Origin of the sequence: Pseudoduganella dura (assembly GCF_009727155.1) — a bacterium.
GTDB lineage: Bacteria > Pseudomonadota > Gammaproteobacteria > Burkholderiales > Burkholderiaceae_D > Rugamonas > Rugamonas dura.
The window spans coordinates 2186120-2212048 of sequence record NZ_WNWM01000002.1 but is presented as its reverse complement, the minus strand read 5'-3'; the positions used below and the strand labels follow the sequence as shown (position 1 = coordinate 2212048).

Annotated in this window: 24 protein-coding genes and 2 rRNA genes; 18 read left to right on the top strand and 8 right to left on the bottom strand. The window is 62.4% G+C overall.

The genetic code is table 11. The features are described 5' to 3' along the window. Positions 1–126 precede the first annotated feature (126 nt). Positions 127–3002: ribosomal RNA gene (locus GJV26_RS09760) — 23S ribosomal RNA — on the top strand. Positions 3003–3127: 125 nt separating this feature from the next. Further along, positions 3128–3240 (top strand): 5S ribosomal RNA (rrf, locus tag GJV26_RS09755). Positions 3241–3807: 567 nt separating this feature from the next. Here rrf and GJV26_RS09750 read toward each other — a convergent pair. The 4 genes from GJV26_RS09750 to GJV26_RS09735 all read right to left on the bottom strand — a co-directional run bounded on the left by GJV26_RS09750 (position 3808) and on the right by GJV26_RS09735 (position 6650). After that, entirely contained in the window at positions 3808–4158 is a 351-nt protein-coding gene (locus tag GJV26_RS09750) for a DUF1840 domain-containing protein (protein WP_155708655.1), read from the bottom strand. Between the two features lie 78 nt (positions 4159–4236). Beyond that, on the bottom strand, positions 4237–4716 hold the full coding sequence (locus GJV26_RS09745) for a hypothetical protein (protein WP_229419241.1): 480 nt from the start codon (positions 4714–4716) through the stop codon (positions 4237–4239). An 83-nt stretch (positions 4717–4799) separates the two neighbouring features. Then, complete coding sequence (locus GJV26_RS09740; RefSeq protein ID WP_155708653.1) at positions 4800–6311, bottom strand: YifB family Mg chelatase-like AAA ATPase; 1512 nt, start codon at positions 6309–6311, stop codon at positions 4800–4802. An 84-nt stretch (positions 6312–6395) separates the two neighbouring features. Then, a complete protein-coding gene (locus tag GJV26_RS09735; protein WP_189442318.1) occupies positions 6396–6650 on the bottom strand; it encodes an accessory factor UbiK family protein in 255 nt (84 codons plus the stop codon). 203 nt (positions 6651–6853) lie between these two features. On the opposite strand from GJV26_RS09735, the gene GJV26_RS09730 reads away from it, so the two are divergent. From GJV26_RS09730 to GJV26_RS09675, 12 genes are all read left to right on the top strand, one after another. Further along, positions 6854–7615 (top strand): TorF family putative porin, encoded by a 762-nt coding sequence (locus GJV26_RS09730; RefSeq protein WP_155708651.1) that lies wholly within the window; start codon positions 6854–6856, stop codon positions 7613–7615. Positions 7616–7634: 19 nt separating this feature from the next. Continuing rightward, a complete protein-coding gene (locus GJV26_RS09725; protein WP_130186246.1) occupies positions 7635–7973 on the top strand; it encodes a P-II family nitrogen regulator in 339 nt (112 codons plus the stop codon). 18 nt (positions 7974–7991) lie between these two features. Beyond that, positions 7992–9518: an ammonium transporter gene (gene amt, locus GJV26_RS09720; protein ID WP_155708650.1), complete on the top strand. Its 1527-nt coding sequence runs from the start codon at positions 7992–7994 to the stop codon at positions 9516–9518. 181 nt (positions 9519–9699) lie between these two features. Next, positions 9700–10998 (top strand): glutamate--cysteine ligase, encoded by a 1299-nt coding sequence (gshA, locus tag GJV26_RS09715; protein WP_155708649.1) that lies wholly within the window; start codon positions 9700–9702, stop codon positions 10996–10998. Positions 10999–11077: 79 nt separating this feature from the next. Next, on the top strand, positions 11078–12019 hold the full coding sequence (gshB, locus tag GJV26_RS09710) for a glutathione synthase (RefSeq protein WP_155708648.1): 942 nt from the start codon (positions 11078–11080) through the stop codon (positions 12017–12019). Between the two features lie 11 nt (positions 12020–12030). Further along, positions 12031–12432: a PTS sugar transporter subunit IIA gene (locus GJV26_RS09705; RefSeq protein ID WP_155708647.1), complete on the top strand. Its 402-nt coding sequence runs from the start codon at positions 12031–12033 to the stop codon at positions 12430–12432. A gap of 98 nt (positions 12433–12530) precedes the next feature. Next, positions 12531–12800, top strand: coding sequence for an HPr family phosphocarrier protein (locus GJV26_RS09700; protein WP_130186241.1), 270 nt, complete (start codon positions 12531–12533; stop codon positions 12798–12800). Between the two features lie 24 nt (positions 12801–12824). Further along, on the top strand, positions 12825–14570 hold the full coding sequence (gene ptsP / locus GJV26_RS09695) for a phosphoenolpyruvate--protein phosphotransferase (protein ID WP_155708646.1): 1746 nt from the start codon (positions 12825–12827) through the stop codon (positions 14568–14570). Positions 14571–14694: 124 nt separating this feature from the next. Next, positions 14695–15873: a homoserine O-succinyltransferase MetX gene (gene metX, locus GJV26_RS09690; protein WP_155708645.1), complete on the top strand. Its 1179-nt coding sequence runs from the start codon at positions 14695–14697 to the stop codon at positions 15871–15873. Further along, the gene (metW, locus tag GJV26_RS09685; protein WP_155708644.1) at positions 15870–16493 is read left to right on the top strand and encodes a methionine biosynthesis protein MetW; all 624 of its coding nucleotides are present in this window, start codon (positions 15870–15872) and stop codon (positions 16491–16493) included. The genes metX and metW overlap by 4 nt, the downstream gene beginning before the upstream one ends. A 72-nt stretch (positions 16494–16565) precedes the next feature. Then, on the top strand, positions 16566–17462 hold the full coding sequence (locus GJV26_RS09680) for a M48 family metallopeptidase (RefSeq protein WP_155708643.1): 897 nt from the start codon (positions 16566–16568) through the stop codon (positions 17460–17462). Between the two features lie 20 nt (positions 17463–17482). After that, positions 17483–18391, top strand: coding sequence for a pseudouridine synthase (locus GJV26_RS09675; RefSeq protein ID WP_229419240.1), 909 nt, complete (start codon positions 17483–17485; stop codon positions 18389–18391). Positions 18392–18397: 6 nt separating this feature from the next. On the opposite strand, the gene GJV26_RS09670 is transcribed toward GJV26_RS09675, so the two are convergent. After that, positions 18398–19168 (bottom strand): exodeoxyribonuclease III, encoded by a 771-nt coding sequence (locus GJV26_RS09670; RefSeq protein WP_155708642.1) that lies wholly within the window; start codon positions 19166–19168, stop codon positions 18398–18400. A 39-nt stretch (positions 19169–19207) separates the two neighbouring features. On the opposite strand from GJV26_RS09670, the gene pyrE reads away from it, so the two are divergent. The 4 genes from pyrE to GJV26_RS09650 all read left to right on the top strand — a co-directional run bounded on the left by pyrE (position 19208) and on the right by GJV26_RS09650 (position 21820). After that, positions 19208–19864 (top strand): orotate phosphoribosyltransferase, encoded by a 657-nt coding sequence (gene pyrE, locus GJV26_RS09665; RefSeq protein ID WP_155708641.1) that lies wholly within the window; start codon positions 19208–19210, stop codon positions 19862–19864. A gap of 115 nt (positions 19865–19979) precedes the next feature. After that, a complete protein-coding gene (locus tag GJV26_RS09660; RefSeq protein ID WP_155708640.1) occupies positions 19980–20345 on the top strand; it encodes a hypothetical protein in 366 nt (121 codons plus the stop codon). Continuing rightward, entirely contained in the window at positions 20345–21214 is an 870-nt protein-coding gene (locus tag GJV26_RS09655; RefSeq protein WP_155708639.1) for an alpha/beta fold hydrolase, read from the top strand. Before GJV26_RS09660 ends, GJV26_RS09655 begins: the two co-directional genes overlap by 1 nt. 84 nt (positions 21215–21298) lie before the next feature. Beyond that, the gene (locus GJV26_RS09650) at positions 21299–21820 is read left to right on the top strand and encodes a pyridoxamine 5'-phosphate oxidase family protein (protein WP_155708638.1); all 522 of its coding nucleotides are present in this window, start codon (positions 21299–21301) and stop codon (positions 21818–21820) included. A 15-nt stretch (positions 21821–21835) separates the two neighbouring features. Here GJV26_RS09650 and GJV26_RS09645 read toward each other — a convergent pair whose 3' ends face one another. From GJV26_RS09645 to gatA, 3 genes are read right to left on the bottom strand one after another with little or no spacing between them, the layout of a single operon-like run. Next, positions 21836–22861: a DUF1176 domain-containing protein gene (locus GJV26_RS09645; protein ID WP_155708637.1), complete on the bottom strand. Its 1026-nt coding sequence runs from the start codon at positions 22859–22861 to the stop codon at positions 21836–21838. A gap of 59 nt (positions 22862–22920) precedes the next feature. Then, entirely contained in the window at positions 22921–24381 is a 1461-nt protein-coding gene (gene gatB / locus GJV26_RS09640; RefSeq protein WP_155708636.1) for an Asp-tRNA(Asn)/Glu-tRNA(Gln) amidotransferase subunit GatB, read from the bottom strand. A gap of 31 nt (positions 24382–24412) precedes the next feature. Then, complete coding sequence (gatA, locus tag GJV26_RS09635) at positions 24413–25897, bottom strand: Asp-tRNA(Asn)/Glu-tRNA(Gln) amidotransferase subunit GatA (protein ID WP_189442320.1); 1485 nt, start codon at positions 25895–25897, stop codon at positions 24413–24415. Between the last annotated feature and the right edge of the window lie 32 nt (positions 25898–25929).

Genomic DNA, 25929 nt, shown 5'->3' with positions numbered 1-25929 from the left:
TCTTTAACAATCTGGAAGAAGTAAAGTTTTATTGAATGTGCGAGACATCGCATGTTCAGGGTAGTAATAAAGCTCATCAGAAACACAGTAGTAAATGCTTGATACCGATAGCCGTCAAGGTTATAGGGACAAGTGAATAAGTGCACATGGTGGATGCCTTGGCGATTACAGGCGATGAAGGACGTAGAAGTCTGCGATAAGCTTCGGGGAGCTGACAAACGAGCATTGATCCGAAGATTTCCGAATGGGGAAACCCACCCTTTTAGGGTATCACTCACTGAATACATAGGTGTGTGAAGCGAACGCGGCGAACTGAAACATCTAAGTAGCTGCAGGAAAAGAAATCAACCGAGATTCCCAAAGTAGTGGCGAGCGAAATGGGATGAGCCTGCATATGATAGTCGGACTGGTAGTGGAAGCCTCTGGAAATAGGCGCCATAGTGGGTGATAGCCCCGTACGCGAAATCAGACCGGTGGTACTAAGTATGCGACAAGTAGGGCGGGACACGAGAAATCCTGTCTGAACATGGGGGGACCATCCTCCAAGGCTAAATACTCGTAATCGACCGATAGTGAACCAGTACCGTGAGGGAAAGGCGAAAAGAACCCCGGGAGGGGAGTGAAATAGATCCTGAAACCGTGTGCATACAAACAGTCGGAGCGGACTTGTTCCGTGACGGCGTACCTTTTGTATAATGGGTCAGCGACTTACATTCAGTAGCGAGGTTAACCGAATAGGGGAGCCGCAGAGAAATCGAGTCCGAACAGGGCGTTAGTTGCTGGGTGTAGACCCGAAACCAAGTGATCTATCCATGGCCAGGTTGAAGGTGCGGTAACACGCACTGGAGGACCGAACCCACTAATGTTGAAAAATTAGGGGATGAGCTGTGGATAGGGGTGAAAGGCTAAACAAACTTGGAAATAGCTGGTTCTCTCCGAAAACTATTTAGGTAGTGCCTCAAGTATCACCATCGGGGGTAGAGCACTGTTATGGCTAGGGGGTCATCGCGACTTACCAAACCATTGCAAACTCCGAATACCGATGAGTGCGAGCTTGGGAGACAGACATCGGGTGCTAACGTCCGGTGTCAAGAGGGAAACAACCCAGACCGCCAGCTAAGGTCCCAAAGATTGGCTAAGTGGAAAACGAAGTGGGAAGGCTAAAACAGTCAGGATGTTGGCTTAGAAGCAGCCATCATTTAAAGAAAGCGTAATAGCTCACTGATCGAGTCGTCCTGCGCGGAAGATGTAACGGGGCTAAGCCAGTCACCGAAGCTGCGGATATCTAGCAATAGATATGGTAGGAGAGCGTTCTGTAAGCCTGCGAAGGTGTCTTGTAAAGGATGCTGGAGGTATCAGAAGTGCGAATGCTGACATGAGTAGCGATAATGCGGGTGAAAAGCCCGCACGCCGTAAGCCCAAGGTTTCCTGTTCAACGTTCATCGGAGCAGGGTGAGTCGGCCCCTAAGGCGAGGCAGAGATGCGTAGCTGATGGGAAGCAGGTTAATATTCCTGCACCGTCGTATGATGCGATGGGGGGACGGATCGCGGAAGGTTGTCTGACTGTTGGAATAGTCAGTTTCTGTTTCATAGAAGGTGCTTAGGCAAATCCGGGCACGTAATTCAAGGGAACGGGACGAGCGGCCATGTGCTGCGAAGCAATCGGAAGTGGTTCCAAGAAAAGCCTCTAAGCTTCAGTCATACGAGACCGTACCGCAAACCGACACAGGTGGGCGAGATGAGTATTCTAAGGCGCTTGAGAGAACTCGGGAGAAGGAACTCGGCAAATTGGTACCGTAACTTCGGGAAAAGGTACGCCCCGGTAGCTTGAATGGTTTACTCCATGAGGGTGAAAGGGTTGCAATAAAATGGTGGCTGCGACTGTTTAATAAAAACACAGCACTCTGCAAACACGAAAGTGGACGTATAGGGTGTGACGCCTGCCCGGTGCTGGAAGATTAAATGATGGGGTGCAAGCTCTTGATTGAAGTCCCAGTAAACGGCGGCCGTAACTATAACGGTCCTAAGGTAGCGAAATTCCTTGTCGGGTAAGTTCCGACCTGCACGAATGGCGTAACGATGGCCACACTGTCTCCTCCCGAGACTCAGCGAAGTTGAAATGTTTGTGATGATGCAATCTACCCGCGGCTAGACGGAAAGACCCCATGAACCTTTACTGTAGCTTTGCATTGGACTTTGAATCAATCTGTGTAGGATAGGTGGGAGGCTTTGAAGCGGGGACGCCAGTTCTCGTGGAGCCAACCTTGAAATACCACCCTGGTTCATTTGAGGTTCTAACCTTGGTCCGTCATCCGGATCGGGGACAGTGCATGGTAGGCAGTTTGACTGGGGCGGTCTCCTCCTAAAGTGTAACGGAGGAGTTCGAAGGTACGCTAGGTACGGTCGGACATCGTGCTAATAGTGCAATGGCATAAGCGTGCTTAACTGCGAGACCGACAAGTCGAGCAGGTACGAAAGTAGGACATAGTGATCCGGTGGTTCTGTATGGAAGGGCCATCGCTCAACGGATAAAAGGTACTCTGGGGATAACAGGCTGATTCCTCCCAAGAGTTCATATCGACGGGGGAGTTTGGCACCTCGATGTCGGCTCATCACATCCTGGGGCTGTAGCCGGTCCCAAGGGTATGGCTGTTCGCCATTTAAAGTGGTACGTGAGCTGGGTTTAAAACGTCGTGAGACAGTTTGGTCCCTATCTGCCGTGGGCGTTGGAAATTTGAAGGGGGCTGCTCCTAGTACGAGAGGACCGGAGTGGACGAACCTCTGGTGTACCGGTTGTCACGCCAGTGGCATTGCCGGGTAGCTAAGTTCGGAAGAGATAACCGCTGAAAGCATCTAAGCGGGAAACTTGCCTTGAGATGAGATTTCCCAGAGCCTTGAGCTCTTTGAAGGGTCGTTCGAGACCAGGACGTTGATAGGTCAGGTGTGGAAGTGCAGTAATGCATTAAGCTAACTGATACTAATTGCCCGTAAGGCTTGTCCCTATAACCTTGACGGTTGTGGAGCATTTGCCTGTGTTTGATGATGCAGCTTGAACTACCTTAACTTTACTTCTTCCAGATTAGTAGCTGCGCTGCCCGACAGGGAGCGACGCTACGTACAAGTCATGCCTGATGACCATAGCAAGTCGGTCCCACCCCTTCCCATCCCGAACAGGACCGTGAAACGACTTTGCGCCGATGATAGTGCTGCAACCAGTGTGAAAGTAGGTTATCGTCAGGCTGTTATATAGAGAAACCCCCACTAGATGAATCTGGTGGGGGTTTTTTGCTTTGGGGCGCTGCTTCAGCCGGGCGCTGCGGACTGGGCTCGCTGTCCATGGTTTTTGTGCTCCGCCGGGCATTGCTGATTAATCGCGCCGATTGCTCAACCCAGCATTGCCGGGCTTCGCTACTGCAACCAGTGTGAAAGTAGGTTATCGTCAGGCTGTTATATAGAGAAACCCCCACCAAATGAATCTGGTGGGGGTTTTTTGCTTTGGAGCGCTGCGTCAGCAGGGCGCTGCGGACTGGGCTCCCTGTCCATGGTTTTTGTGCTCCGCCGGGCATTGCAGATTAATCGCGCCGATTGCTCAGCCCAGCATTGCCGGGCTTCGCTACTGCAACCAGTGTGAAAGTGGGTTCAATCAGGCTGTTATATAGAAAAACCCCCATCTGCACTGAACGCGCTCAAGATCGCGTTCAGTGCAGATGGGGGTTTTTTGCTTTCGAGAGTCGAAACGCATGGGAAAACCGTTGTCAGACACCTTTTTCCTGTGAAAAAAAGTGTCTGACACCAGCATCAGACCAATCAAACACCCCAGACGATATTGTCGTTGGCATCCCGCGCGGCGCGCAGCATTTCCAGCAGCGGGAATGCACGCTGGGCGAAACCGATATGGTTTTTCTCGGCCATCTCCGCCGTTTCATCCACTTCCGGGAGGTGATGGGGATGCGAATGACTCGCGTGTTCGGCATCCACTTCCGGGTGTAATTTGCTTAACGCAATTTCCTGCTCCAGCAATGCCACTGCCTGGGCAGCCTCGGCAGCCGTAATGACGCCTCGTGTGTGGTTCTTGTTGAGCACATCCAGGATCCGTTGTGCGTGTTCCTGGTACATCGTGACTTCGGATGAGGATTGGGATTTGAATGTGATTAACATGGCGCTTCCTGATGTGTTGTTTTAGTAATCCAACGATATCATGACTTGCCGGGGCACACCGGCGACACACGTCGCCTTTCAGTTCAGCTTAAAAGAGCGTATGAAGGTGTCAATGTTTTCCGCATCGACCGCCTTTTCCGGTCCCATGACAATTACCTGGTACGCCCGGCTGTCCCGGGCGACGAACCTGGCATGCAATTGCATCGGGCGCGCATTGCTCACGCCATGGGCCTCGACTTCCAGCCCGCCTTCGCGTTCGGCCTCCTTCGTTATGTTGCCGCCGATATTGCGCACCATTGCCGTGCGCATCGCCCCGACGGCATGCCTGGCCTGGGCTGCATCGGGGAGGGCCGCGGTGCCGACAGCAAAAATGGTACCGTCGACCTCGGCCGCAGTCATTGTCATCGCCGCCTGGCGGCCGTCGAGATTGACCGTGCGTGTGTGCGTCGCAGGCTTGTCCGGGAACAGCACCGAATACGATGCCTCGGCACTACGATAATCACGCCAGTCGAACTTGGGGCTGCACGCACTCACCGTCGCGGCAACGGCAACCGCCATGGGAATCGAAAAGTGGAGTCTCATGCACCGATGGTAGCAGCCTCGGAAGCCCGGCGCCATCGGCGCGACTGTCGAATCGCCAGTCAGGTCTGGCGCAGTACGCGGCGGAATTGAACGGCCTCGGCCACATGCTTCGCTTGCACGGCTTCGGAATCGGCCAGGTCGGCAATCGTTCGCGCCACCCGCAGCACGCGGTGATAGGCGCGCGCCGACCAGTGGAACTGCAGCATGGCCTTGTGCAGCAAGTCTTGTCCGGCACGTTCGGGCTTGCAATGGCGGTCGATTTCACGCGAGCTCAGGTAACGGTTGCTCTTGTGCTGCCGGTCCAGCTGCCGCTGGAATGCCGTCTCCACCCGCGCGGCGATCACTTCGGAAGGTTCGCCATCTTCGGCGGTGTGGAGCGTATCGGTCGGCACCGGGCCAACTTCGATCTGCATGTCGATGCGGTCGAGCAGCGGGCCGGAGACCCGGCCCTGGTAGCGCACGATCGCATCTTCCGAGCATTTGCATTTGCCCGAGACATGCCCATGGTAGCCGCATGGGCAGGGGTTCATCGCGGCGACAAGCTGGAACCGTGCCGGAAACTCGGCCTGGCGGGCGGCGCGCGAGATCGTTACACGTCCCGATTCGAGCGGCTCGCGCAGCACTTCGAGCACGCGGCGATCGAACTCCGGCAATTCGTCGAGGAACAGCACGCCGCAATGCGCCAGGGATATCTCGCCGGGCCGGGGCACGCTGCCACCGCCAACCAGTGCCACGCCGGACGATGTGTGATGCGGCGCCCGGAACGGCCGCAATTTCCACGCTGCGGCCGTAAACGTGCCTGTCAGCGACTGCACCGCCGCCGCTTCCAGCGCTTCGTCGTTCGTCATCGACGGCAGCAGGCCGGCGAAACGCGATGCCAGCATTGTCTTGCCTGCGCCCGGCGGGCCGACCATCAAGATGCTGTGCCCGCCGGCCGCCGCCACTTCCAGCGCTCGCTTGGCATGCCATTGCCCTTTCACTTCGGCGAAATCGGGACGCTCGGCGATCACGGCCCTGGGCGCGCACCGGTGCCGCGCCAGCCTGGCGGTATCGTCCGCCGCACAAAAATGGTTGCAGACCTCCAGCAGCGTGGCGGCCGGGTACACGGCCGCGCCATCGACCAGTGCCGCTTCGTCCGCGTTCGCCAGAGGCAGGACGAACGCGCTGCGGGCCTGGGCGCGTTGCATCGCGAACGTCATGGCCAGTGCGCCGCGGATCGGGCGCAGCTCGCCGGTGAGCGACAGTTCACCTGCGAATTCGTAGCGGGCCAGTGGTGGTGTGGGAATCTGGCCGGAAGCAGCCAGGATGCCGAGAGCGATCGGCAGGTCGAAGCGGCCCGATTCCTTGGGCAGGTCGGCCGGGGCCAGGTTGACGGTGATGCGGTGCGCCGGCATTTCAAAGCCGGCGTTGAGGATGGCGGCGCGCACGCGGTCGCGTGCTTCCTTCACTTCCGTCTCGGCCAGTCCGACGATGTGAAAGGCCGGCAAGCCGTTGGCCAGGTGAACTTCAACGCTGACTTCAGGCGCTTCGATGCCGTTCAACGCACGGCTTTTCAGGACGGCCAGGCTCATGATTCCCCGCTGCGACTCGACGATCCTGCATCGTAGAGCCGTGCAGCGGGTGGGGCATTGCGGCGCGACAAGCGCGCCCGGGCATTACAGGGGTGCTTTTTCCGCAGCGATTTTCGCTTCCAGTTCGGCCAGGCGCGTTTCCAGCAGTTCCAGGCGCGCGCGGGTCTTGGCCAATACCTGCGCCTGGATGTCGAATTCCTCCCGCGTTACCAGGTCCAGCTTGGAAAAGCCCTGCGTCATCATGGCTTTCACGTTGCGTTCGATATCCTTGGCGGGCGAGTTTTCGATGGCGTGGTTGATCTTGTTCTGCAGGTCGTTGAAAAAGGCGTTCATGTCCACAATGGGCTCCGGTGAGTTTTTCGTTCAAATGCACCAGAATGGTGCCAGTACGAAGATTATTTGGTGCGAAACAGATGTCCCGGTCGGCGGCTCGGCTAGCAGCTCAGCAACTACTTGCTGGCACGCATTCTGCTTTAGGTAACGAGACAACGCGTCAGACGAATTTTAAACCGCAATAAAAGTTCACTCAAAAGGAAATCGCCATGACCCACCCGAGCAAGCGCTCCGCCCTGTCCATCGCCGTACTGTTCGCATGCATCGCGACAGGCCAGGCCCAGGCACAGGAAGCCGCCGCGGCACCCGAGGCGAAACCGGACAATGAGATCAGCTTCAACGCGGCCATCACCAGCGATTACCGTTATCGCGGTATCTCGCAAACCCGCCTGAAACCGGCGCTGCAGGGCGGCGCCGACTGGGTCAACAACCCGACAGGTTTCTACGCGGGCACCTGGCTGTCCACGATCAAGTGGGTCAAGGACGGCGGCGGCGACGGCAGCGTCGAATGGGATGTGTATGCCGGCAAACGCGGCGATATCGGCTCCGGCTTCACGTACGACGTGGGCGGCCTGGGCTACATCTACGCATCGAACTCGCTGCCGACCAGCGCGAACACGTTCGAATTGTACGGCCAGGTGGGCTTTGGTCCCGCCACGCTGAAATACTCCCATTCGCTGACGAACCTGTTCGGCTTTGCCGACAGCAAGAACAGCCAGTACCTGGATGCTTCCGTCAACCAGGAACTGGCCCAGGGCTTCATCCTGAACCTGCACGTGGGCCACCAGAAAGTCAAGAATAACGGCTATGCCGATTACACCGACTGGAAAGTGGGCATCACCAAGGACTTCGGCGTTGCCACGGTATCGCTGGCCTATGTCGATACCAACACCGAAGCCTACATCGCACCGACGAACGGCAAGAACCTGGGCAAATCCGGTGCCGTGCTGACCCTGTCCAAAACCTTCTGAACCACAAACGAGGCCTGCCATGAAAATGATTACCGCCATCATCAAGCCGTTCAAGCTGGACGAGGTGCGTGAAGCCCTGTCCGCGATCAACGTGCAAGGGATCACCGTGACCGAAGTCAAAGGTTTCGGTCGCCAGAAAGGCCACACGGAGCTGTACCGCGGCGCCGAATACGTGGTCGACTTCCTGCCCAAGACCAAGATCGAAGCGGCGGTCGACGATGCCATCGTCGAGCAGGCCATCGAAGCCATCGAAACGGCTGCCCGGACCGGCAAAATCGGCGACGGCAAGATTTTCGTTTATAACCTGGAACAGGTCATCCGTATCCGGACCGGCGAAACCGGCAACGATGCGCTTTAAATAAAAAAGGGGAATCCGATGAAGAAAATGATAACGAAGTGGCTGGCCGGGGCAGCCATGCTGATGGCGTTCAGCGCGGCGCCGGCCTGGTCGCAGGATGCCGCCACGGCCGACGCGCCGGCGGCCACCGCCGCCGCGCCGGCCGCGGCCGAAGTTGCACCCGCCGCGGCACCTGCTGCCGCCGCGCCCGCAGCAGCAGCAGCACCCGCCGCCGCGCCAACGCCGCACAAGGGCGATACCTCGTGGATGTTCGTCTCCACGCTGCTGGTCATCATGATGTCGATTCCCGGACTGGCCCTGTTCTACGGCGGTCTGGTACGCTCCAAGAACATGCTGTCCGTGCTGATGCAGATCTTCACGATCTTCTCGCTGATCATCGTGCTGTGGTGTATCTACGGCTATTCGATCGCGTTCACTGAAGGCAATGCGTTCTTCGGCGGGTTCAGCCGTGCGCTGCTGAACGGCATCTATGACCCGGTCGCCGGCACGTTCGCGTATGCCGCCACCTTCAGCAAGGGCGTCGTCATTCCCGAATTCATCTTCGTGGCGTTCCAGGGCACGTTTGCCGCGATCACCTGCGGGCTGATCGTCGGCGCCTTTGCCGAGCGCGCGAAATTCGCCGCCGTGCTGGCCTTCATCGTGCTCTGGTTCACGTTCGCCTACCTGCCGATGGCGCACATGGTCTGGTTCTGGACCGGCCCGGACACGATCACCGATGCCGCCTCGCTGGCGACGGCAACGGCCAAGGGCGGTTACCTGTGGGGCCACGGCGCGCTGGACTTCGCCGGCGGCACCGTGGTGCACATCAACGCCGCCGTTGCCGGCCTGGTGGGTGCCTACATGATGGGCAAGCGCGTCGGCTACGGCCGCGAATCGATGGCGCCGCACTCGCTGGTGATGACGATGATCGGCGCCTCGCTGCTGTGGGTGGGCTGGTTCGGCTTCAACGCCGGCTCCGCGCTGGAAGCGGGCGACGTGGCCGCGCTGGCCTTCCTGAACACGCTGCTGGCCACCGCCGCCGCCACCGTGTCCTGGCTGTTCGCCGAATGGATCTTCAAGGGCAAGCCTTCGATGCTGGGCGCCGTATCCGGTGCCGTGGCCGGCCTGGTGGCGATCACCCCGGCGGCCGGTTTCGTCGGCCCGATGGGCGGCCTGGTCATCGGCCTGCTGGCCGGCGTGGTCTGCCTGTGGGGCGTGAACGGCCTGAAACGCATGCTGGGCGCCGACGACTCGCTGGACGTGTTCGGCGTGCACGGCGTGGGCGGTATCCTCGGCGCGGTGCTGACCGGCGTGTTCGCCGCACCATCGCTGGGCGGCCAGGGCGTGTGGGACTACGTTGCCAACAAGGCCTCGGCCGACTACTCGATCGGCAGCCAGGTCATCAACCAGCTGATCGGCGTGGGCGTCACGATCCTGTGGTCGGGCATCGTGGCCTTCATCGCCTACAAGCTGGTGGACGTGGTGATCGGCCTGCGCGTGCCGGAAGAGCAGGAACGCGAAGGCCTGGACATCAACAGCCACGGCGAAACGGCGTATCACATCTGACCTGTCGCCGATTCACGCGGTTTTGCCGCCAGAAGCGCCCTCCGGGGCGCTTTTTTGCGTTCTGGACCTTTAAAATGACGTTTTTGCCCTGATTTGGTGAGCTCGTCTTCCCGGCCGCCGGTTCAGTCCATCGACCGCTTCCCCGACGACGCGCAGTCCCAATCACTACAAGGATGTAAGCATGGTTCCCCACCTCGTCACGGCCCTGACCGGACCGCTGCTCGATCTCGAAGAAAAAATCCTCGCCGCCACCCCCGCCATCGAGCGCTGGTTCCGGCTGGAATGGCAGGAACACACGCCACCGTTCTACTGCTCCGTCGATCTGCGCAATGCCGGCTACAAGCTGGCCCCGGTGGACACCAACCTGTTCCCCGGCGGTTTCCACTACCTGGCCAGCGAAATGCTGCCGCTGTCGGTGCAGGCCGCGATGGCCGCGATCGACAAGTACTGCCCGGATGCGCGCAACCTGCTGGTGATTCCGGAAAGCTACAACCGTCATCCCACCTACCTGGAAAACATCGCGCGCTTGGCGCAGATCTTCCGCCAGACCGGGCTGCACGTGCGCCTGGGCACGCTGAACCCCGAGATCACGCAGCCGACGCCGCTGGCGCTGCCCGATGGCAACATGCTGGTCGTCGAGCCGCTCGAGCGTTCGGCCAACGGGCGTCGCGTGGGCCTGAAGGATTTCGATCCCTGCACGATCCTGTTGAACAACGACCTGTCGGCCGGCATGCCGGACATCCTGCAAAACATCCACGAGCAAAGCCTGCTGCCGCCGCTGCACGCGGGCTGGGCCCTGCGCCGCAAGCACAACCATTTCACCGCCTACGATGAGGTGGCGAAGAAGTTCGGCAAGCTGATCGGGGTCGATCCCTGGATGGTGAACCCGTTCCACGCCCGCTGCGGCGAGGTCGACCTGCAAACCGGCGAAGGCCAGGATTGCCTGGCCGGCAATGTCGATGCCGTGCTGGCCAAGATCCGCAAGAAATACAAGGAATACGGCATCAAGGAAAAGCCGTTCGTCATCATCAAGCCGGATGCGGGAACCTATGGCAAGGGCATCATCAGCATCCGCGATGCCGCCGAGCTGAAGGATTTGTCGCCGGCGCAGCGCGAGAAGATGTCGGTGGTGAAGGATGGCCAGGTCGTCAGCGACCTGAACATCCAGGAAGGCGTGCCCACGTTCGAAAGCATCAAGGATGCCGTGGCCGAGCCCGTCGTCTACATGATCGACCGCTACGTGGTCGGCGGCTTCTACCGCGTGCACGGCGAGCGGGGCGTGGACCAGAACCTGAACGCGCCCGGCTCGGAATTCGTGCCGCTGGCGTTCGCGCAGCAGCACGCCGTGCCCGACCTGAAGGCCAAGCCCGGCACCGCCGCGCCGAACCGCTTCTACGTGTATGGCGTGGTGGCCCGGCTGGCGCTGCTGGCGGCGTCGCTGGAAATGGAACGCACCGATCCGAACCCGGAAGTGTACTGAGCCGGGGTGGCCTGGGCCGGGCCCGGTGCCTGCCGGGAAACTCGGCTAAAATCAGCCATTACTTCGAATGGATGCGCCCATGAAAATCGCTTTTCTTGCCGACCCGTTGGCGAACTTCAAGATCTACAAGGACTCCACGTACGCCATGATGGCCGAGGCCGCCAAGCGCGGCCACGAGGTGTACGCGTTCCAGCAGCGCCACATGGCGCTGGAGAACGGCGTCGTCCGCGCCTGGGTATCCCGCATCACGATGACGGGCGGCGGGCAGGACGACTGGTACGAGGCGGCGCCGTCGGAAGACGTGGCGTTGTCCACGTTCGACGCGATCCTCGAACGCAAGGACCCGCCGTTCGACATGGAATACGTGTACGGCACGTATCTGCTCCAGCTGGCGGAAAAGCAGGGCACCAAGGTGTTCAACAGCCCGCAGGCGATCCGCGACCACAACGAAAAGCTGTCGATCGCGCAGTTCTCGCAATTCACGTCGCCGACGATCGTCACCTCCGATGAAACGCGCCTGCGCGCTTTCCATGCCGAACATGGCGACGTGATCTTCAAGCCGCTGGACGGCATGGGCGGCACCGGCATCTTCAGGGTCAAGGCCGATGCCCTGAACCTCGGCGCGATCATCGAGACACTCTCCGACAACGGCCGCCGCACGATCATGGCGCAGCGCTACATTCCCGACATCGTCAAGGGCGACAAGCGCATCCTCGTCATCGGCGGCAAACCGGTGCCGTTTTCGCTGGCACGCATTCCGCAGGGCACCGAAGTGCGCGGCAACCTGGCCGCCGGCGGCATCGGCGTGGCCCAGCCGCTCACCGAACGCGATCGCGAAATCGCCGAAGCCATCGGTCCGGTATTGGCGGAACGCGGCTTATTGCTGGTAGGATTGGACGTGATCGGCGACTACCTGACCGAGGTCAACGTCACCAGTCCGACCTGTTTCCAGGAGATCACGGAGCAGACAGGTTTCCAGGTTGCCGCCATGTTCATCGACGCTCTCGAACAAGCGGTTTGACGGGGACCGGCATGGTTGGCATTTTGCTCATGACGCATGCGCCGCTGGGGGAAGCATTCCTGGCGGCGGTGGCCCACGTGTTCCGTTCCAGCGTGGAGCACCTGGAAGCGATCGACGTGGTGGCGGACCAGGACCTGGGCGATGTCCAGGCGCTGGCCGCGGCGGCGATCAAGCGGCTGGACGATGGTTCCGGCGTGCTGGTCATCACCGATGTGAAGGGCGGTACGCCAGCCAACTGCTGCAACAAGCTGGCCGATGCGGGCCACGTCGAAGTCATTGCCGGCATCAGCCTGCCGATGCTGCTGCGGGCGATCACCTATCGCATGGATACGCTGGACGTGGTGGTGGAAATGGCGCTGGCCGGTGCGCAGAGCGGGGCGGTGCGGGTGGATAACCGGATCAGGGTCAATTAAAGAAATGCCATCAGGCGCCGATAGGATCATAAGTGGCGACGGAAGGCGCGCGGCGGCGCTTCGGGACATGACAACGTAAGTACTAAAACGATAAAAACATGATTCAGCAAGAACTCGAAATTATCAACAAGCTCGGTTTGCATGCGCGTGCTTCCGCCAAGTTCACCCAACTGGCCGCCAGGTTCAAGAGCGATGTCTGGCTGACCCGCAACGGCCGGCGCATCAACGCGAAGTCGATCATGGGCGTGATGATGCTCGCTGCCGGCAAGGGCGCCAAGGTCACCCTGGAAGCGGATGGGGCCGACGAACAGGAGTGCATCACGGCGCTGGCCGGACTGGTCAACGACAAGTTCGGCGAAGGCGAGTAAATGCCGTTTGACCGGGGAGCACCGATGGCATCGTTCACACTGCATGGCATACCGGTTTCGCGCGGCATTGCCATCGGCCGCGCGCAGATCCTCGCGCCCGCCGCACTGGACGTCAAGCATTACCTGATCGCGGAAGAACACGTAGAAGCCGAGGTGGTGCGCCTGCAGACGGCGCTGGCCACCGTGCACCGCGAGCTGCAGACGTTGTGGAACGAGCTGCCGAAGGATGCGCCGACCGAACTGGGCGCGTTCATCGACGTGCACGCGCTGATCCTCTCCGATCCGATGATCTCCGAGGCGCCGCTGGACATCATCCGCGGCCGCCACTACAACGCAGAATGGGCCCTGGTCACGCAGATCGAGGAACTGTCTGCGCAGTTCGACGAGATCGAGGATCCCTACCTTCGCGAGCGCAAGGTCGATATCCAGCAGGTCGCCGAGCGCGTGCTGAAGGTGCTGATGGGCAGCGAACCGCTGCCGGCGCCGGTGGAGCCGGACGATGACGAATTCATGGCGCAGATGGTGGTGGTGGCGCACGACATCTCGCCGGCGGACATGCTCAAGTTCCGCGACCGCTCGTTCATCGGCTTCGTCACCGACGTGGGCGGCCAGAACTCGCACACGGCGATCGTGGCCCGCAGCCTCGATATCCCCGCGGCGGTCGGCGTGTCGCAGGCTTCCAACCTGATCGAGCAGGACGACTGGGTGATCATCGACGGCGATGCCGGCGTGGTCATCGTCAGTCCCAGCGCGCTGGTGCTGGAACAGTACCGCGAGCGGCAACTGGCCGCGCAGCGCGCCCGCAAGAAGCTTTCCAAGCTGAAGAAAACGCCGGCCGTGACGAAGGACGGCACGCCGATCACGCTGCTGGCCAACATCGAGTTGCCGGACGACTGCGGCCCCGCGCTGGAAGCCGGCGCCGGCGGCGTGGGGCTGTTCCGCTCCGAGTTCCTGTTCATGGGCCGCGCCAGCGACATGCCGTCCGAGGACGAGCAGTTCGAACAGTACCGCCGCGCCGTCATGGCGATGAAGGGCAAGCCGGTCACGATCCGCACGCTCGATATCGGTGCGGACAAGCCGCTCGACACCACCGAACACACGGCGCTCAATCCCGCGCTGGGCCTGCGCGCGATCCGTTACTGCCTGTCGGAGCCGCAGATTTTCCTGACGCAGCTGCGCGCGATCCTGCGCGCTTCCGCGTTCGGCAAACTGCGCATCCTGATCCCGATGCTGGCGCACGCGCACGAAATCGACCAGTCGCTGGCCATGATCGAACTGGCCAAGTCGGAACTGCGCGAAGCGAACATCAAGTATGACGCCAACGTCGACGTGGGCGCGATGATCGAAATCCCCGCCGCCGCGCTGGCGTTGCCCATGTTCGTGCGGAAGATGAAGTTCCTGTCGATCGGCACCAACGACCTGATCCAGTACACGCTGGCGATCGACCGGGTTGATTATGAAGTGGCGCACCTTTACAATCCCCTGCATCCCGCCGTGCTGCAACTGATTTCGATGACCATAGCCGCCGGCCACAAGGCCGGTATCGATGTTGCCGTGTGCGGCGAGATGGCGGGCGACGTCAAGTTGACGCGCCTGCTGCTCGGCATGGGCCTGCGCGATTTCTCGATGCATCCGGCGCAGCTGCTGTCGGTGAAACAGGAAATCCTGAACACCGACATGGGCCTGGTCGTGCCGCAAACACGCAAGATACTTCGTTCCATGGACCCGGACGTCATCGCGGATGCCGTCGTGTCGCTTCAGACGATGTAACGGCTGATGCTGTAAAAGCCAACGCTGTAATTAGCTGTACCTGCAGCGGGTGCCCTCATTCGGGCCCCGCCACCATCACTGGCCCGCGGGGCCGCCGCAGTAGACAATCCAAAAATCCAAGAACATGTCCTCAATAGGAATCGTTTCCCCGCAAACCATGGCGTTCGCGGAACCCCTGCCCCTGCAAAGCGGTGCGTCGCTGCGCGACTACATGCTGATGTATGAAACCTACGGCACCCTCAATGCCGACAAGTCGAACGCGGTGCTGATCTGCCATGCGCTGAACGCATCGCACCACGTGGCCGGCTGGTATGCCGACGACCCGAAGAACGTGGGCTGGTGGGACAACATGGTCGGTCCCAACAAGCCGGTCGATACCAACAAGTTCTTCGTCATCGGCATCAACAACCTCGGCTCGTGCTTCGGCTCCACCGGCCCGATGCACACCAATCCCGCCACCGGCAAGCCTTACGGCGCCATGTTTCCCGTGGTGACGGTGGAAGACTGGGTCGCCGCGCAGGCCCGCCTGGCCGACCGCCTCGGCATCAGCCAGTTCGCCGCCGTGATGGGCGGCTCGCTGGGCGGCATGCAGGCGCTCGCCTGGAGCATCATGTACCCGGACCGGTTGCGCCACTGCGTGGTCATCGCGTCCACGCCGAAGCTGTCGGCACAGAACATCGCGTTCAACGACGTGGCGCGCCAGGCCATCCTGTCCGACCCGGATTACCATGGCGGCGACTTCTACGAACACGGCGTGGTGCCGAAGAACGGCCTGAAAGTGGCCCGCATGGTCGGCCACATCACCTACCTGTCCGACGACGACATGGCCGAGAAATTCGGCCGCAAGCTGCGTTCGATGGCGGAAAAGGGCGGGGCCGAGACTGCAGGCTACAAGTTCGGCTTCGGTATCGACTTCGAGATCGAATCGTACCTGCGCTACCAGGGCGACAAGTTCGCCACGTACTTCGACGCGAACACGTACCTGCTGATCACCAAGGCGCTCGATTACTTCGACCCGGCGCGCCTGCACGATGGCGACCTGACGCGCACGCTGGCGAAGACGACGGCGAAATTCTTCCTCGCGTCGTTCACGACCGACTGGCGTTTCTCGCCGGAGCGCTCGCGCGAGATCGTGCAGGCGCTGCTGGCCAACCGCCGCGAAGTGACCTATGCGGAGATCGATGCGCCGCACGGCCACGACGCCTTCCTGCTGGAGGATCCACGATACCTGAGCATGGTGCGCGCCTATTTCGAACAGATCCGCGGCCAGATCGCCAACCAGCCGAAAGGAGGCACGGCATGACGTTCGACGACCTGAAAACCACGCGGCCCGACCTCGCGTTCATCGCCCACTGGATCCGGCCCGGCACCCACGTGCTGGACGTGGGCTGCGGCGACGGCTTCATGATGGATTACCTGCAGACCGACAAGGGCTGCACCGGTTACGGCCTGGAACTGGCGGACGACAAGGTGCTGGAAAGCACCCAGCGCGGCGTGCGCGTGGTACAGCAGGATTTCGAGAAAGGCGGGCTGGCGCTGTTCGGCGACAACTCGTTCGACACTGTGCTGTGCCTGTCCGCGCTGCAGATGATGCAGCACGTGGAGGCGCTGCTGCGCGACATCGTCCGCGTCGGCAACGAGGCCATCGTGTCGTTCCCGAACTTCGCCTACTGGCCGCACCGCGTGGCGCTGCTGAAAGGCCGGATGCCGGTGTCGAAGACGCTGCCGTACCAGTGGTACGACACGCCGAACGTGCGCTGCGCGACGATCGAGGATTTTCGCGCGCTGGCCGCCGAGGTGGGGGTCGAAGTGCTGGAGTACGTGGCGCTGGCCGAGGGGCGGATCGTCGATTTCCTGCCGAACCTGCGCGGCGAACTGGCCGTGTTCCGGCTGCGCAAGCGCGGTGGCGAAGTCCGGCCATGATGTGCCATGTGATATCGTGTGGCGAATGACCACAAAATTTGTCAAAATGTCACGGTTGCACGGATATCCATCATGAAACGACTGAAACACAGCCTTGCCCTGATCGCCCTGGCCGCCACCATGCAGGTGGCGCCGGCCCAGCAACCCGCCACCGCGTCCCCCGCGGCGGACGGGATTCCCGTCACGCGCCTGTCGCGGCTGCGCGTGCTGTCCGATGAGCAGGCCGTCAACCAGCAGTCGAAACTGCAGTACGACGCGCTGTTGAAGGAAGCCGACCAGAAGAACGCGCTGGTTCCCGACAACGATCCGCAGCTGCAGCGCCTGCGGGGGATCGCGAAGCGCATCATCCCGCACGTGGGCCGCTGGAATGCCGAGGCGGCCGAATGGAAGTGGGAAGTCAACCTGCTCAATTCCGACCAGGTCAATGCGTTCTGCATGCCCGGTGGCCGCATTGCCTTCTTCACCGGCATCCTGCGCAAGCTGAACATGACGGACGATGAAGTGGCGATGGTGATGGGGCACGAGATCGCCCACGCGCTGCGCGAGCATGCCCGCAAGCGGCAGGGCGAATCGCAGCTGGCGGCGATCGCGGGCAAGGTGGGCGGCATTGCCGCGTCGGCGCTGTTCGGCATCGATCCGAACCTGACCGACTTCGGCGGCCGCATGGCGGCGCAGGCGGCCGTGCTAAAATTCTCGCGCGGCGAGGAAACCGAGGCCGACCTGGTCGGCATCGACCTGGCGGCCCGCGCCGGCTTCGATCCCCGTGCCGGCATCGCGCTGTGGCAGAAGATGGGCGCCGTGAATGCGCGCGCGCCGATCGAATTCCTGTCCACCCACCCGAGCGGCGATACCCGCATCGGCGAAATGAACAAGAGCATGCCGCTGGTGCTGCCGGTGTATGCGCGCACGCGCGGCACCACGGTGGCGAAGCTGCCGGCCTACCGCACCACGCCGCTGCCCAAGTCGTAACGCGCCATCGCCCTGCCTGCATGTCTTCCACCGTCAAGTTACACGGCAAGGCGCCGTTGCCGATGCGCGACGGCGTCACGCCCAGCTACCTGTGGCTGCCCGAGGGCGACTGGCCCGACCTGATCACTTTCATGGTGGCGAATTACCCGGCCGTGACCGAGGCGCAGTGGCGCGAGCGGATGGCGCGCGGCGACGTGGTCGACGCGCAGGGCAGGGTGCTGGCGCCGGCTTCGCCCTACAAGCGCAACCTGCGCATCTTTTACTACCGCGAGCTCGATGTCGAAACGCCGATCCCGTTCGCCGAAGAAGTGCTGTACCAGGACGAGCACATCATCGTCGCCGACAAGCCGCATTTCCTGCCCACGATTCCCACCGGCCGCTTTCTGAAGGAAACGCTGCTGGTGCGGCTGCGCGCAAGACTCGGCATCGAGGAACTGGCGCCGATCCACCGGCTCGACCGCGAAACGGCCGGCATCGTCGTCTTTTCCTGCAACCTGGACAGCCGCGGCGCCTACCAGTCGCTGTTCCAGCAACGCCTCGTGCAGAAGGAATACGAAGCGCTGGCCGGCCCGCTGCCGGGCCGCGAGTTTCCGTTCAGCTACCGCAGCCGGATGGTACAGGGCGACAAATTCTTCACGATGAAGGAAGAGGCGGGCGAGCCGAATTCGGAAACCATGCTCGACGTGATCGAGCGGCGCGGCGAGCACGTGCTGTACCGGCTATGGCCGCACACGGGCCGGCAGCACCAGCTGCGCGTGCACCTGGCGGCGCTGGGCATCCCGATCGTCAACGATGCGTTCTATCCGGTGGCGCTGCCGTGCAAGCAGGACGACGTGTCGTCGCCGCTGAAACTGCTGGCAAGGGCGATCGGCTTCCCCGATCCTTTAAGCGGGGAATGGCGCTACTTCGAAAGCCGCCGCAGCCTTTAATGAAATTCAGCGCACGTACTGGATGATCAGCGGCGCGTGATCGGAAAACTTCACATCCTTGTAGACCGACACTTCCTGCGCACACTTGGCGATGCCGGGGGTGGCCACGTGGTAATCGATGCGCCAGCCCACGTTCTTGGCGTAGGCCTGGCCGCGGTTGCTCCACCACGTGTACTGTTCCGGGCGCGGATCGATGCCGCGGTGCACATCCACGTAGCCGCATTCGTCGAAGATGCGGGTCAGCCATGCCCGTTCCTCCGGCAGGAAGCCGGAATTTTTCCGATTGCCCTTCCAGTTCTTCAGGTCGATTTCCTTGTGGGCGATGTTCCAGTCGCCGCAGATGACGACTTCGCGGCCTTCCGCGCGCAATTCCATCAGGTGGGGCAGGAACAGTTCCATGAAGCGGAACTTGGCCAGCTGGCGTTCGGGCGATGAGGAGCCGGACGGGCAATATACGGAAATGATCGTCAGGTCGCCGAAATCGCAGCGCACGTAGCGGCCCTCGGCATCGAACTCGGGGCTGCCGAAGCCGATCTTCACGGCATCCGGTTCAATCTTGCTGTAGACGCCGGTGCCCGAGTAGCCCTTCTTCTCGGCATAATGGAAATGGCCATGGTAGCCGTGCGGATTGCGGAACGCATCCGTCATGTCGCTGGCCTGGCACTTGAGCTCCTGCACGCAGATGAAATCGGCGGACTGCGTGCCCATCCAGTCGAAAAAGCCCTTCTTGGCGGCGGAGCGGATGCCATTGAGGTTGGCGGAAATGATCTTTGGCATGGATTAAAATACGGGCACTTTTGAGAACAGGACCAGCATATGAATAATTTGAGGCAACAGTTTATCGCGTTTTCCGTCTCGGCGGGAGTGCTGAAATTCGGCCAGTTCACCACCAAGGCGGGGCGCCAGTCGCCGTATTTCTTCAACGCGGGCCTGTTCCACGACGGTGCCACGCTGGCGAAAGTGGCCGACTTCTATGCGCAGACGCTGCTCGATTCCGGCGTGGATTTCGACATGCTGTTCGGCCCCGCCTACAAGGGCATCACGCTGGCCTCGGCCACGGCGATGGCGCTGGCCGCGAAGGGCCGCAATACGTCGTTCGCGTATAACCGCAAGGAAGCGAAAGACCACGGCGAGGGTGGCACGCTGGTGGGCGCGAAGCTGCAGGGCAAGGTGGTGATCGTCGACGACGTGATTTCGGCCGGCACCTCGGTGCGCGAATCGGTGGAAATGATCCGCAATGCCGGCGCCGAGCCATGCGCCGTGCTGATCGCGCTGGACCGGATGGAGCGGGGCGGCAAGGATGGCCAGCTGTCGGCGCTTTCCGCGGTACAGGAAGTCAGCCAGAACTATGGCATTCCCGTCATCTCGATCGGCAACCTGGCCGACCTGTTCGGCTACCTGTCCACCGATCCCGCACTGGCGCAATCGAAGGACGCGGTGGCGGCCTACCGAGACCGGTACGGCATCGCCTGACCGCCGCCGCGCCGTTCCCGCGGCACGTGCCGCCCACCGGGCGCCCGATGCACGTACCGTCCACCTCGACGGCACCTTATGTTTAAATAGGGTTAACAACGACAAGGAGCCCGCGATGAACAAAGCATCCCTGAAGGTTTATGGAGACGAGGCCGCCGTTGCCGACGCGCGCGACGGCCTGCCCAGCGAGCCGGAATACAGCTGGAAGAAGGGCGACGTGCGGCCCGATGGCCGCGTGCGCATCGATGCCGGCTTCTACGTGGACCTGGGCCAGGACGAGGATCCCGTCACGCTGCTGCGCCAGCTGCGTGCCTGGCTGCACGAATGCGAAGCGCGCAACATCACGTTCGACGTGCCGCCGCTGGCCGCGGAACTGCACATCGCGATGACGCACGTGGGGCCGGAGGATGCGCTCGATTTCTCGATCGCGGACCTGACCCTGCTCGTCGACATGGGGATAACGCTCAGCATCACGGGCTGATGCGCTTCGCCGAAGACAGGCTCGATTCGTGCCCCGGCCGTGCCGGCGCACGGCGCATCGTGCATGTCTGGGAGCCGGCCGCGCCTTCGGCCGGGCCTGTCGCCATCCTGCTGGCGCTGCATGGCGGCATGGCCCATGGGGGCGACTGGGTCGCGCCGGCGCTGTACTTCCGCGAACGCGGCATCGCCACGGTTGCCATCGACCTGTGCGGCCATGGCGCCGCCCGGCGCGCGGACATTCCCGATTTCGGCATCTTCGTCGAAGAAACCGGCCTGTTCCTCGACTGGGTGCGGGCACGCTACCCCGGCATTCCCGTGTTCATCATCGCCCACTCGATGGGCGGCCTGATCGCCACGAAGTTCGGGCTGGCGGGCGGCGATGGCGTCGCCGGCTTCATCTTTTCATCGCCGTATTACGTGAACGCGGTTGCCGTGCCGGCCACGCTGCAAAAGCTGTCCGGCGTGCTGGCGAAGCTGGCGCCCACGATGAAGGTGCCGCTGGCGCCGCTGACCGACGTGCTGACGCACGATCCGGCGATCACCGCGCGCCACCACCGCGACGAGGCGGACGGCATCCGCGCCAGCGAGATCACCGTGCGCTTCGGGCACGCGCTTCAACAGGCGCAGCGCGGCCTGTCGCTGGCGGGATGGCGGCACCCGCTATATGTCGTGCTGGCGGGGCAGGATCGACTGGCCGATACGAACGCTGCCGTGCGGCTGCTCCGCGGCGTGCCGCAACACCTGCTGACCTGCCGTGTCGAGCCGGGCAACCGCCACGAGAATTTCAACGAGCTGAACCGCAATGACATCTTCGCGGGGATCGCCGCGTGGATCGCCGGTACGCTGGAGAGCCGTTCGCCTGGTACCTGAGTGCGACGTCGATGGATGGTTAAAAAGACCACATACCGATCCGGTAAATGCCGTTAGCATCGAAGATTCCTACAGGAGGATGCCATGGATTCCATCAATCGCAATCAGCCGGAACACAATCACCAGGACCTGGCCGGGCAGGAAGCGGTCAAGCGCATCAGGCATATCGTGGACGACGCGGAAAGCTGTTTTCTTGTCAGCAGCGGCACCGATGCGCGGCCGATGTCGGTGCTCGATGCCGACGAGCTGGGCAACCTGTGGTTCATGAGCGCCGCCGACAGCCACAAGAATGCCGAGATCGCGGCGGACCCGAAAGTGCGCCTGTATTTCCAGGCGTCCAAGCACGCCGGATTCCTTTACCTGGACGGCATCGCCACGATCTCGCGCGATCCCGAACGGATCCGGGAGCTGTGGAGCCCGGAACTGGCCACGTGGTTCACGGAAGGGCTGGGCGACCCGCGCATCACGCTGATCCGCGTGGTGCCCATCGACGGGTACTACTGGGACAACAAGCACGGCAACCTGGTTGCCGGCCTGAAGATCATGGTGGGGGCCGCGATCGGCAAGACGCTCGACGATTCGATCGAAGGGCGCGTGGCGCCGTGAGTGTTGCAGGGGCGTTCAGCGCGCCCCGCGCGTGACCCGCGCCACGAAGGTGGGCAGGTGCCATGCGCCGCCTGCCGCCACGAGCCGGCACATGCCGGTGGTGGCCGCCTGCGTCAGCGCGAAGCGGCGGCCGTCCCATACCCATTCCCTGGTGGCCCAGCAGTCGCCAAGGCCGCGGCCTTTCTGCGACGACGAGATCGTGCCGGCCGCATAGTCGCTGCCGCCCGTCGTCACCAGCACGGGATTGAACGGCGCCGCCTTGTCGGCGACCCAGTAGCCGGTGCCTTCGTTGTAGGCGCCGGTCCAGCAGGGCGCCTGCACCAGCAGCTTGCCGGTGTTCAGGCGCAGCACCGCCAGCTGCTCCGGCGCGAACGCGTTGCATTCGTCGGCCTTGAGCGTGCCGCGCAGTTCGCGCAGCAGCGCCGCGCGCGCCGCCGGCGGCAGGGCCACCTCGGTGGAACCGGCCGATGCCGGCGACACTTCAGGCATCGGCAGCGACACCGGCACGGCGTCTTCGGCCTTGTTCCCCTTGCGCATCAAGGCGCCCGTGGTGCCGAGGCGGCCCTGGAACTCGTCCATCTTCAGCAGCACGGCGGCGGCACCCTTGCCGGACAGCGTCCACGCGTGGCTGCCATCGGTCCATTGCACGGTGCCGGTGCCGGATACCGCCGCCAGCAGCGCCTGCGTCTGCGCGGCCGTCAGCACGCCCGTCATCGCTTCGCGGTCGATCTTTACCGGGCCCAGCGCGCGGCCGTTCACCTGCATCGCCACCGTGCCGGCCTTCGGCAGCGGCGCCGTTTCATCATAGGTGCCGATCTTCAGCGTTGCCGTCACGGGCCGGGCCGGGCCCGCCTCACGCTCCAGCAATACGGAAATGGCCGGCGTGGATGCATCGTCGGCCTGGTAACCGGCGGCGCGGCAGGTGCGCGTGTTGTCGCAGGCGACTTCCCAGTCGTTGTGGGTGAAATGAATGCCGGCCGGCTGTCCGGCGAAGGCGGGCAGGGTGGCAACGGCCAGCAGCGCGGTGACGAGGATTCTCATGGCGTGACGATAGCAAAAAAGGCGCCGCGGCGCCTTTTTTGCAGGGTCTGGCGTACCGCTCAACCCGCCAGCTTGGCCTTCAGCAGCTCGGTCAGTTGGGCTGGATTGGCCTTGCCCTTGGATGCCTTCATCGCCTGGCCGATCAGCGCGTTGATCGCCGCTTCCTTGCCGGCGCGATATTGCTCGACCGACTTGGCGTTGTTCGCGAGCACTTCGTCGACGATGGCTTCCAGCGCGCCGGTATCCGAGACCTGTCCCAGGTCCTTGTCCTTGATGATGGCATCGACCAGGCTCGCGTCGTCCGAGTTCGCTTCCCACAATGCCTGGAAGACTTCCTTGGCCGCCTTGTTCGAGATCGTGCCGTCGGCGATGCGCTTGAGCATGCCGGCCAGTTGCGCCGGTTTCACCGGGGCATCCGCGATATCGACATCGTTGCGGTTCAGCGTGGACGACACGTCGCCCATCAGCCAGTTGGCGGCCGCCTTGGCGTTCTCCCGGCCCGCTGCCGCCACCACGGCTTCGAAGTACGTGGCCATCGCCTTGGACGACGTGAGCACCAGCGAATCGTATTCCGGCAGCTTGTACTCGTTCACGAAGCGCTCGCGCATCACGGCCGGCAGTTCCGGCATCGATGCCTTCACGCGCTCGATCCATTCCTCGGAGATCGCCAGCGGCGGCAGGTCCGGGTCGGGGAAGTAGCGGTAATCCTGCGCGTCTTCCTTGCTGCGCATCTCGCGTGTTTCCTTGCGATCCGGGTCGTACAGGCGCGTGGCCTGCACCACCTTGCCGCCATCCTCGATCAGTTCGATCTGGCGGCGCACTTCCACGTTCACGGCTTCCTCGATGAAACGGAAAGAGTTCAGGTTCTTGATCTCGCAGCGCGTGCCGAATTCCGTTTGTCCTTTCGGCCGCACGGAAACGTTGACGTCGCAGCGGAACGAGCCTTCCTGCATGTTGCCGTCGCAAACGCCCAGCCACATCACCAGGCCGTGCAGCGCCTTCGCATACGCCACCGCTTCCTGCGCCGAGCGGATCTCCGGTTCGGACACGATCTCCAGCAGCGGCGTGCCGGCGCGGTTCAGGTCGATGCCGGACATGCCGTGGTAATCCTCGTGCAGCGACTTGCCGGCGTCCTCTTCAAGGTGGGCGCGCGTCAGGTTCACGGTCTTGGTGACGAACTTGCCGTCCTTTTCAAAGCCGAACGTCAGCGAGCCGCCCTGCACGACCGGGTCGTCCATCTGGCTGATCTGGTAACCCTTCGGCAGGTCGGGATAAAAATAGTTCTTGCGCGCGAAGATCGATTGCGGCGCGATTTTCGCGCCCACGGCCAGGCCGAGGCGGATCGCCCGGTCCACGGCCTGCTTGTTCATCACCGGCAGCACGCCCGGCAGCGCCAGGTCCACCGGGCTGGCCTGCGTGTTCGGCGCGGCGCCGAACGCCGTCGGCGAGCCGCTGAAGATTTTCGAATCGGTCGTGAGCTGCACGTGGTTCTCGAGACCGATGACGACTTCCCATTCCATAACTAGTTTCCTTGTGATCTCTTGGATGCGGTCAGACACCGGCCGGAGCGCGCGTGTGCCAGTCGGTCGCCTGCTGGAACTGGTGGGCGATGTTGAGCAGCTTCGCCTCGGCGAAGTAATTGCCGATGATCTGCAGGCCCACCGGGCGGCTGGCGTTCTTGTCGCCCTGGCCGAAGCCGGCCGGGATCGACATGCCGGGCAGGCCGGCCAGGCTGGTCGACAGCGTGAAGATGTCGGCCAGGTAGTTCGCCACCGGGTCGTCCGCCTTCGAGCCCAGGTCCCAGGCCACGGTCGGGGCCACCGGGCCCATGATCACGTCGCACACGGCATCCGGGCCGCTCAGCACTTTCGCGAAATCGTCGGCGATCAGGCGGCGGATCTTCTGCGCCTTGACGTAGTAGGCATCGTAATAGCCATGGCACAGCACGTAGGTGCCCACCATGATGCGGCGCTGTACTTCGGGGCCGAAGCCCTGCGCGCGCGTTTTCCGGTACATGTCCTGCAGGTCCTTGTAGCCCTCGGCGCGGAAGCCGTAGCGCACGCCGTCGAAGCGCGACAGGTTCGACGATGCCTCGGCCGGCGCGATCATGTAGTAGGCGGGGATCGACAGCGCGGTGTTCGGCAGCGAGATGTCGACCAGCGTGGCGCCCAGCTTCACGAACTGGTCCAGCGCGGCGCGCACGGCCGATTCCACGTCCGCCGACAGGCCTTCGCCGAAATACTCCTTCGGCACGCCGATGCGCAGTCCATCGAGCGGTTCGTTCAGGTTGCGCGAGAAATCCTCGTGCACGCCGCCCTGTTCCGGCGTCAGGCTGGTGGAGTCGCGCTCGTCGTAGCCGGCCATGGCCGACAGCAGCAGCGCGCAGTCCTCGGCGGTCTGCGCCATCGGGCCGCCCTGGTCCAGCGACGAGGCGAACGCGATCATGCCGAAGCGCGACACGCGGCCGTAGGTGGGCTTGATGCCGGTGATGCCGCAGAACGAGGCGGGCTGGCGGATCGAGCCGCCCGTGTCGGTGCCGGTCACGGCCGGCGCCAGGCGCGCGGCGATGGCGGCGGCCGAACCGCCGGACGAGCCGCCCGGCACCGCGCTGGTGTCCCATGGATTCTTCACGGCGCCGAAGGCCGAATTCTCGTTCGACGAACCCATCGCGAACTCGTCGCAATTGAGTTTGCCCAGGTGTACCATGCCCGTGGCATGCAGTTTCTCGACCACGGTGGCATCGAACGGGCTTACGTAATCAACCAGCATTTTCGAGCCGGCGGTCGAGCGCCAGCCGCGCGTGACGAAGATATCCTTGTGCGCGACCGGCACCCCGGTCAGCGCATGGGCGTTGCCGGCGGCGATGCGGGCATCCGCGTCCGCGGCCTGGGCCAGCGTGAGCTGGCGGTCGACGTGCAGGAAGGCGTTCAGGTCGCTGGCCTCGATACGGTCGAGGTAATGCGTCGCCAGCTCGGTGGCGGAAATCTCTTTCGACTGCAGCAGCGCGGACAGTTCTTTGAGGGTCTTGGTATGGATCATGGTTTTTTCTGCGGTCCCGCCAGGCTGCG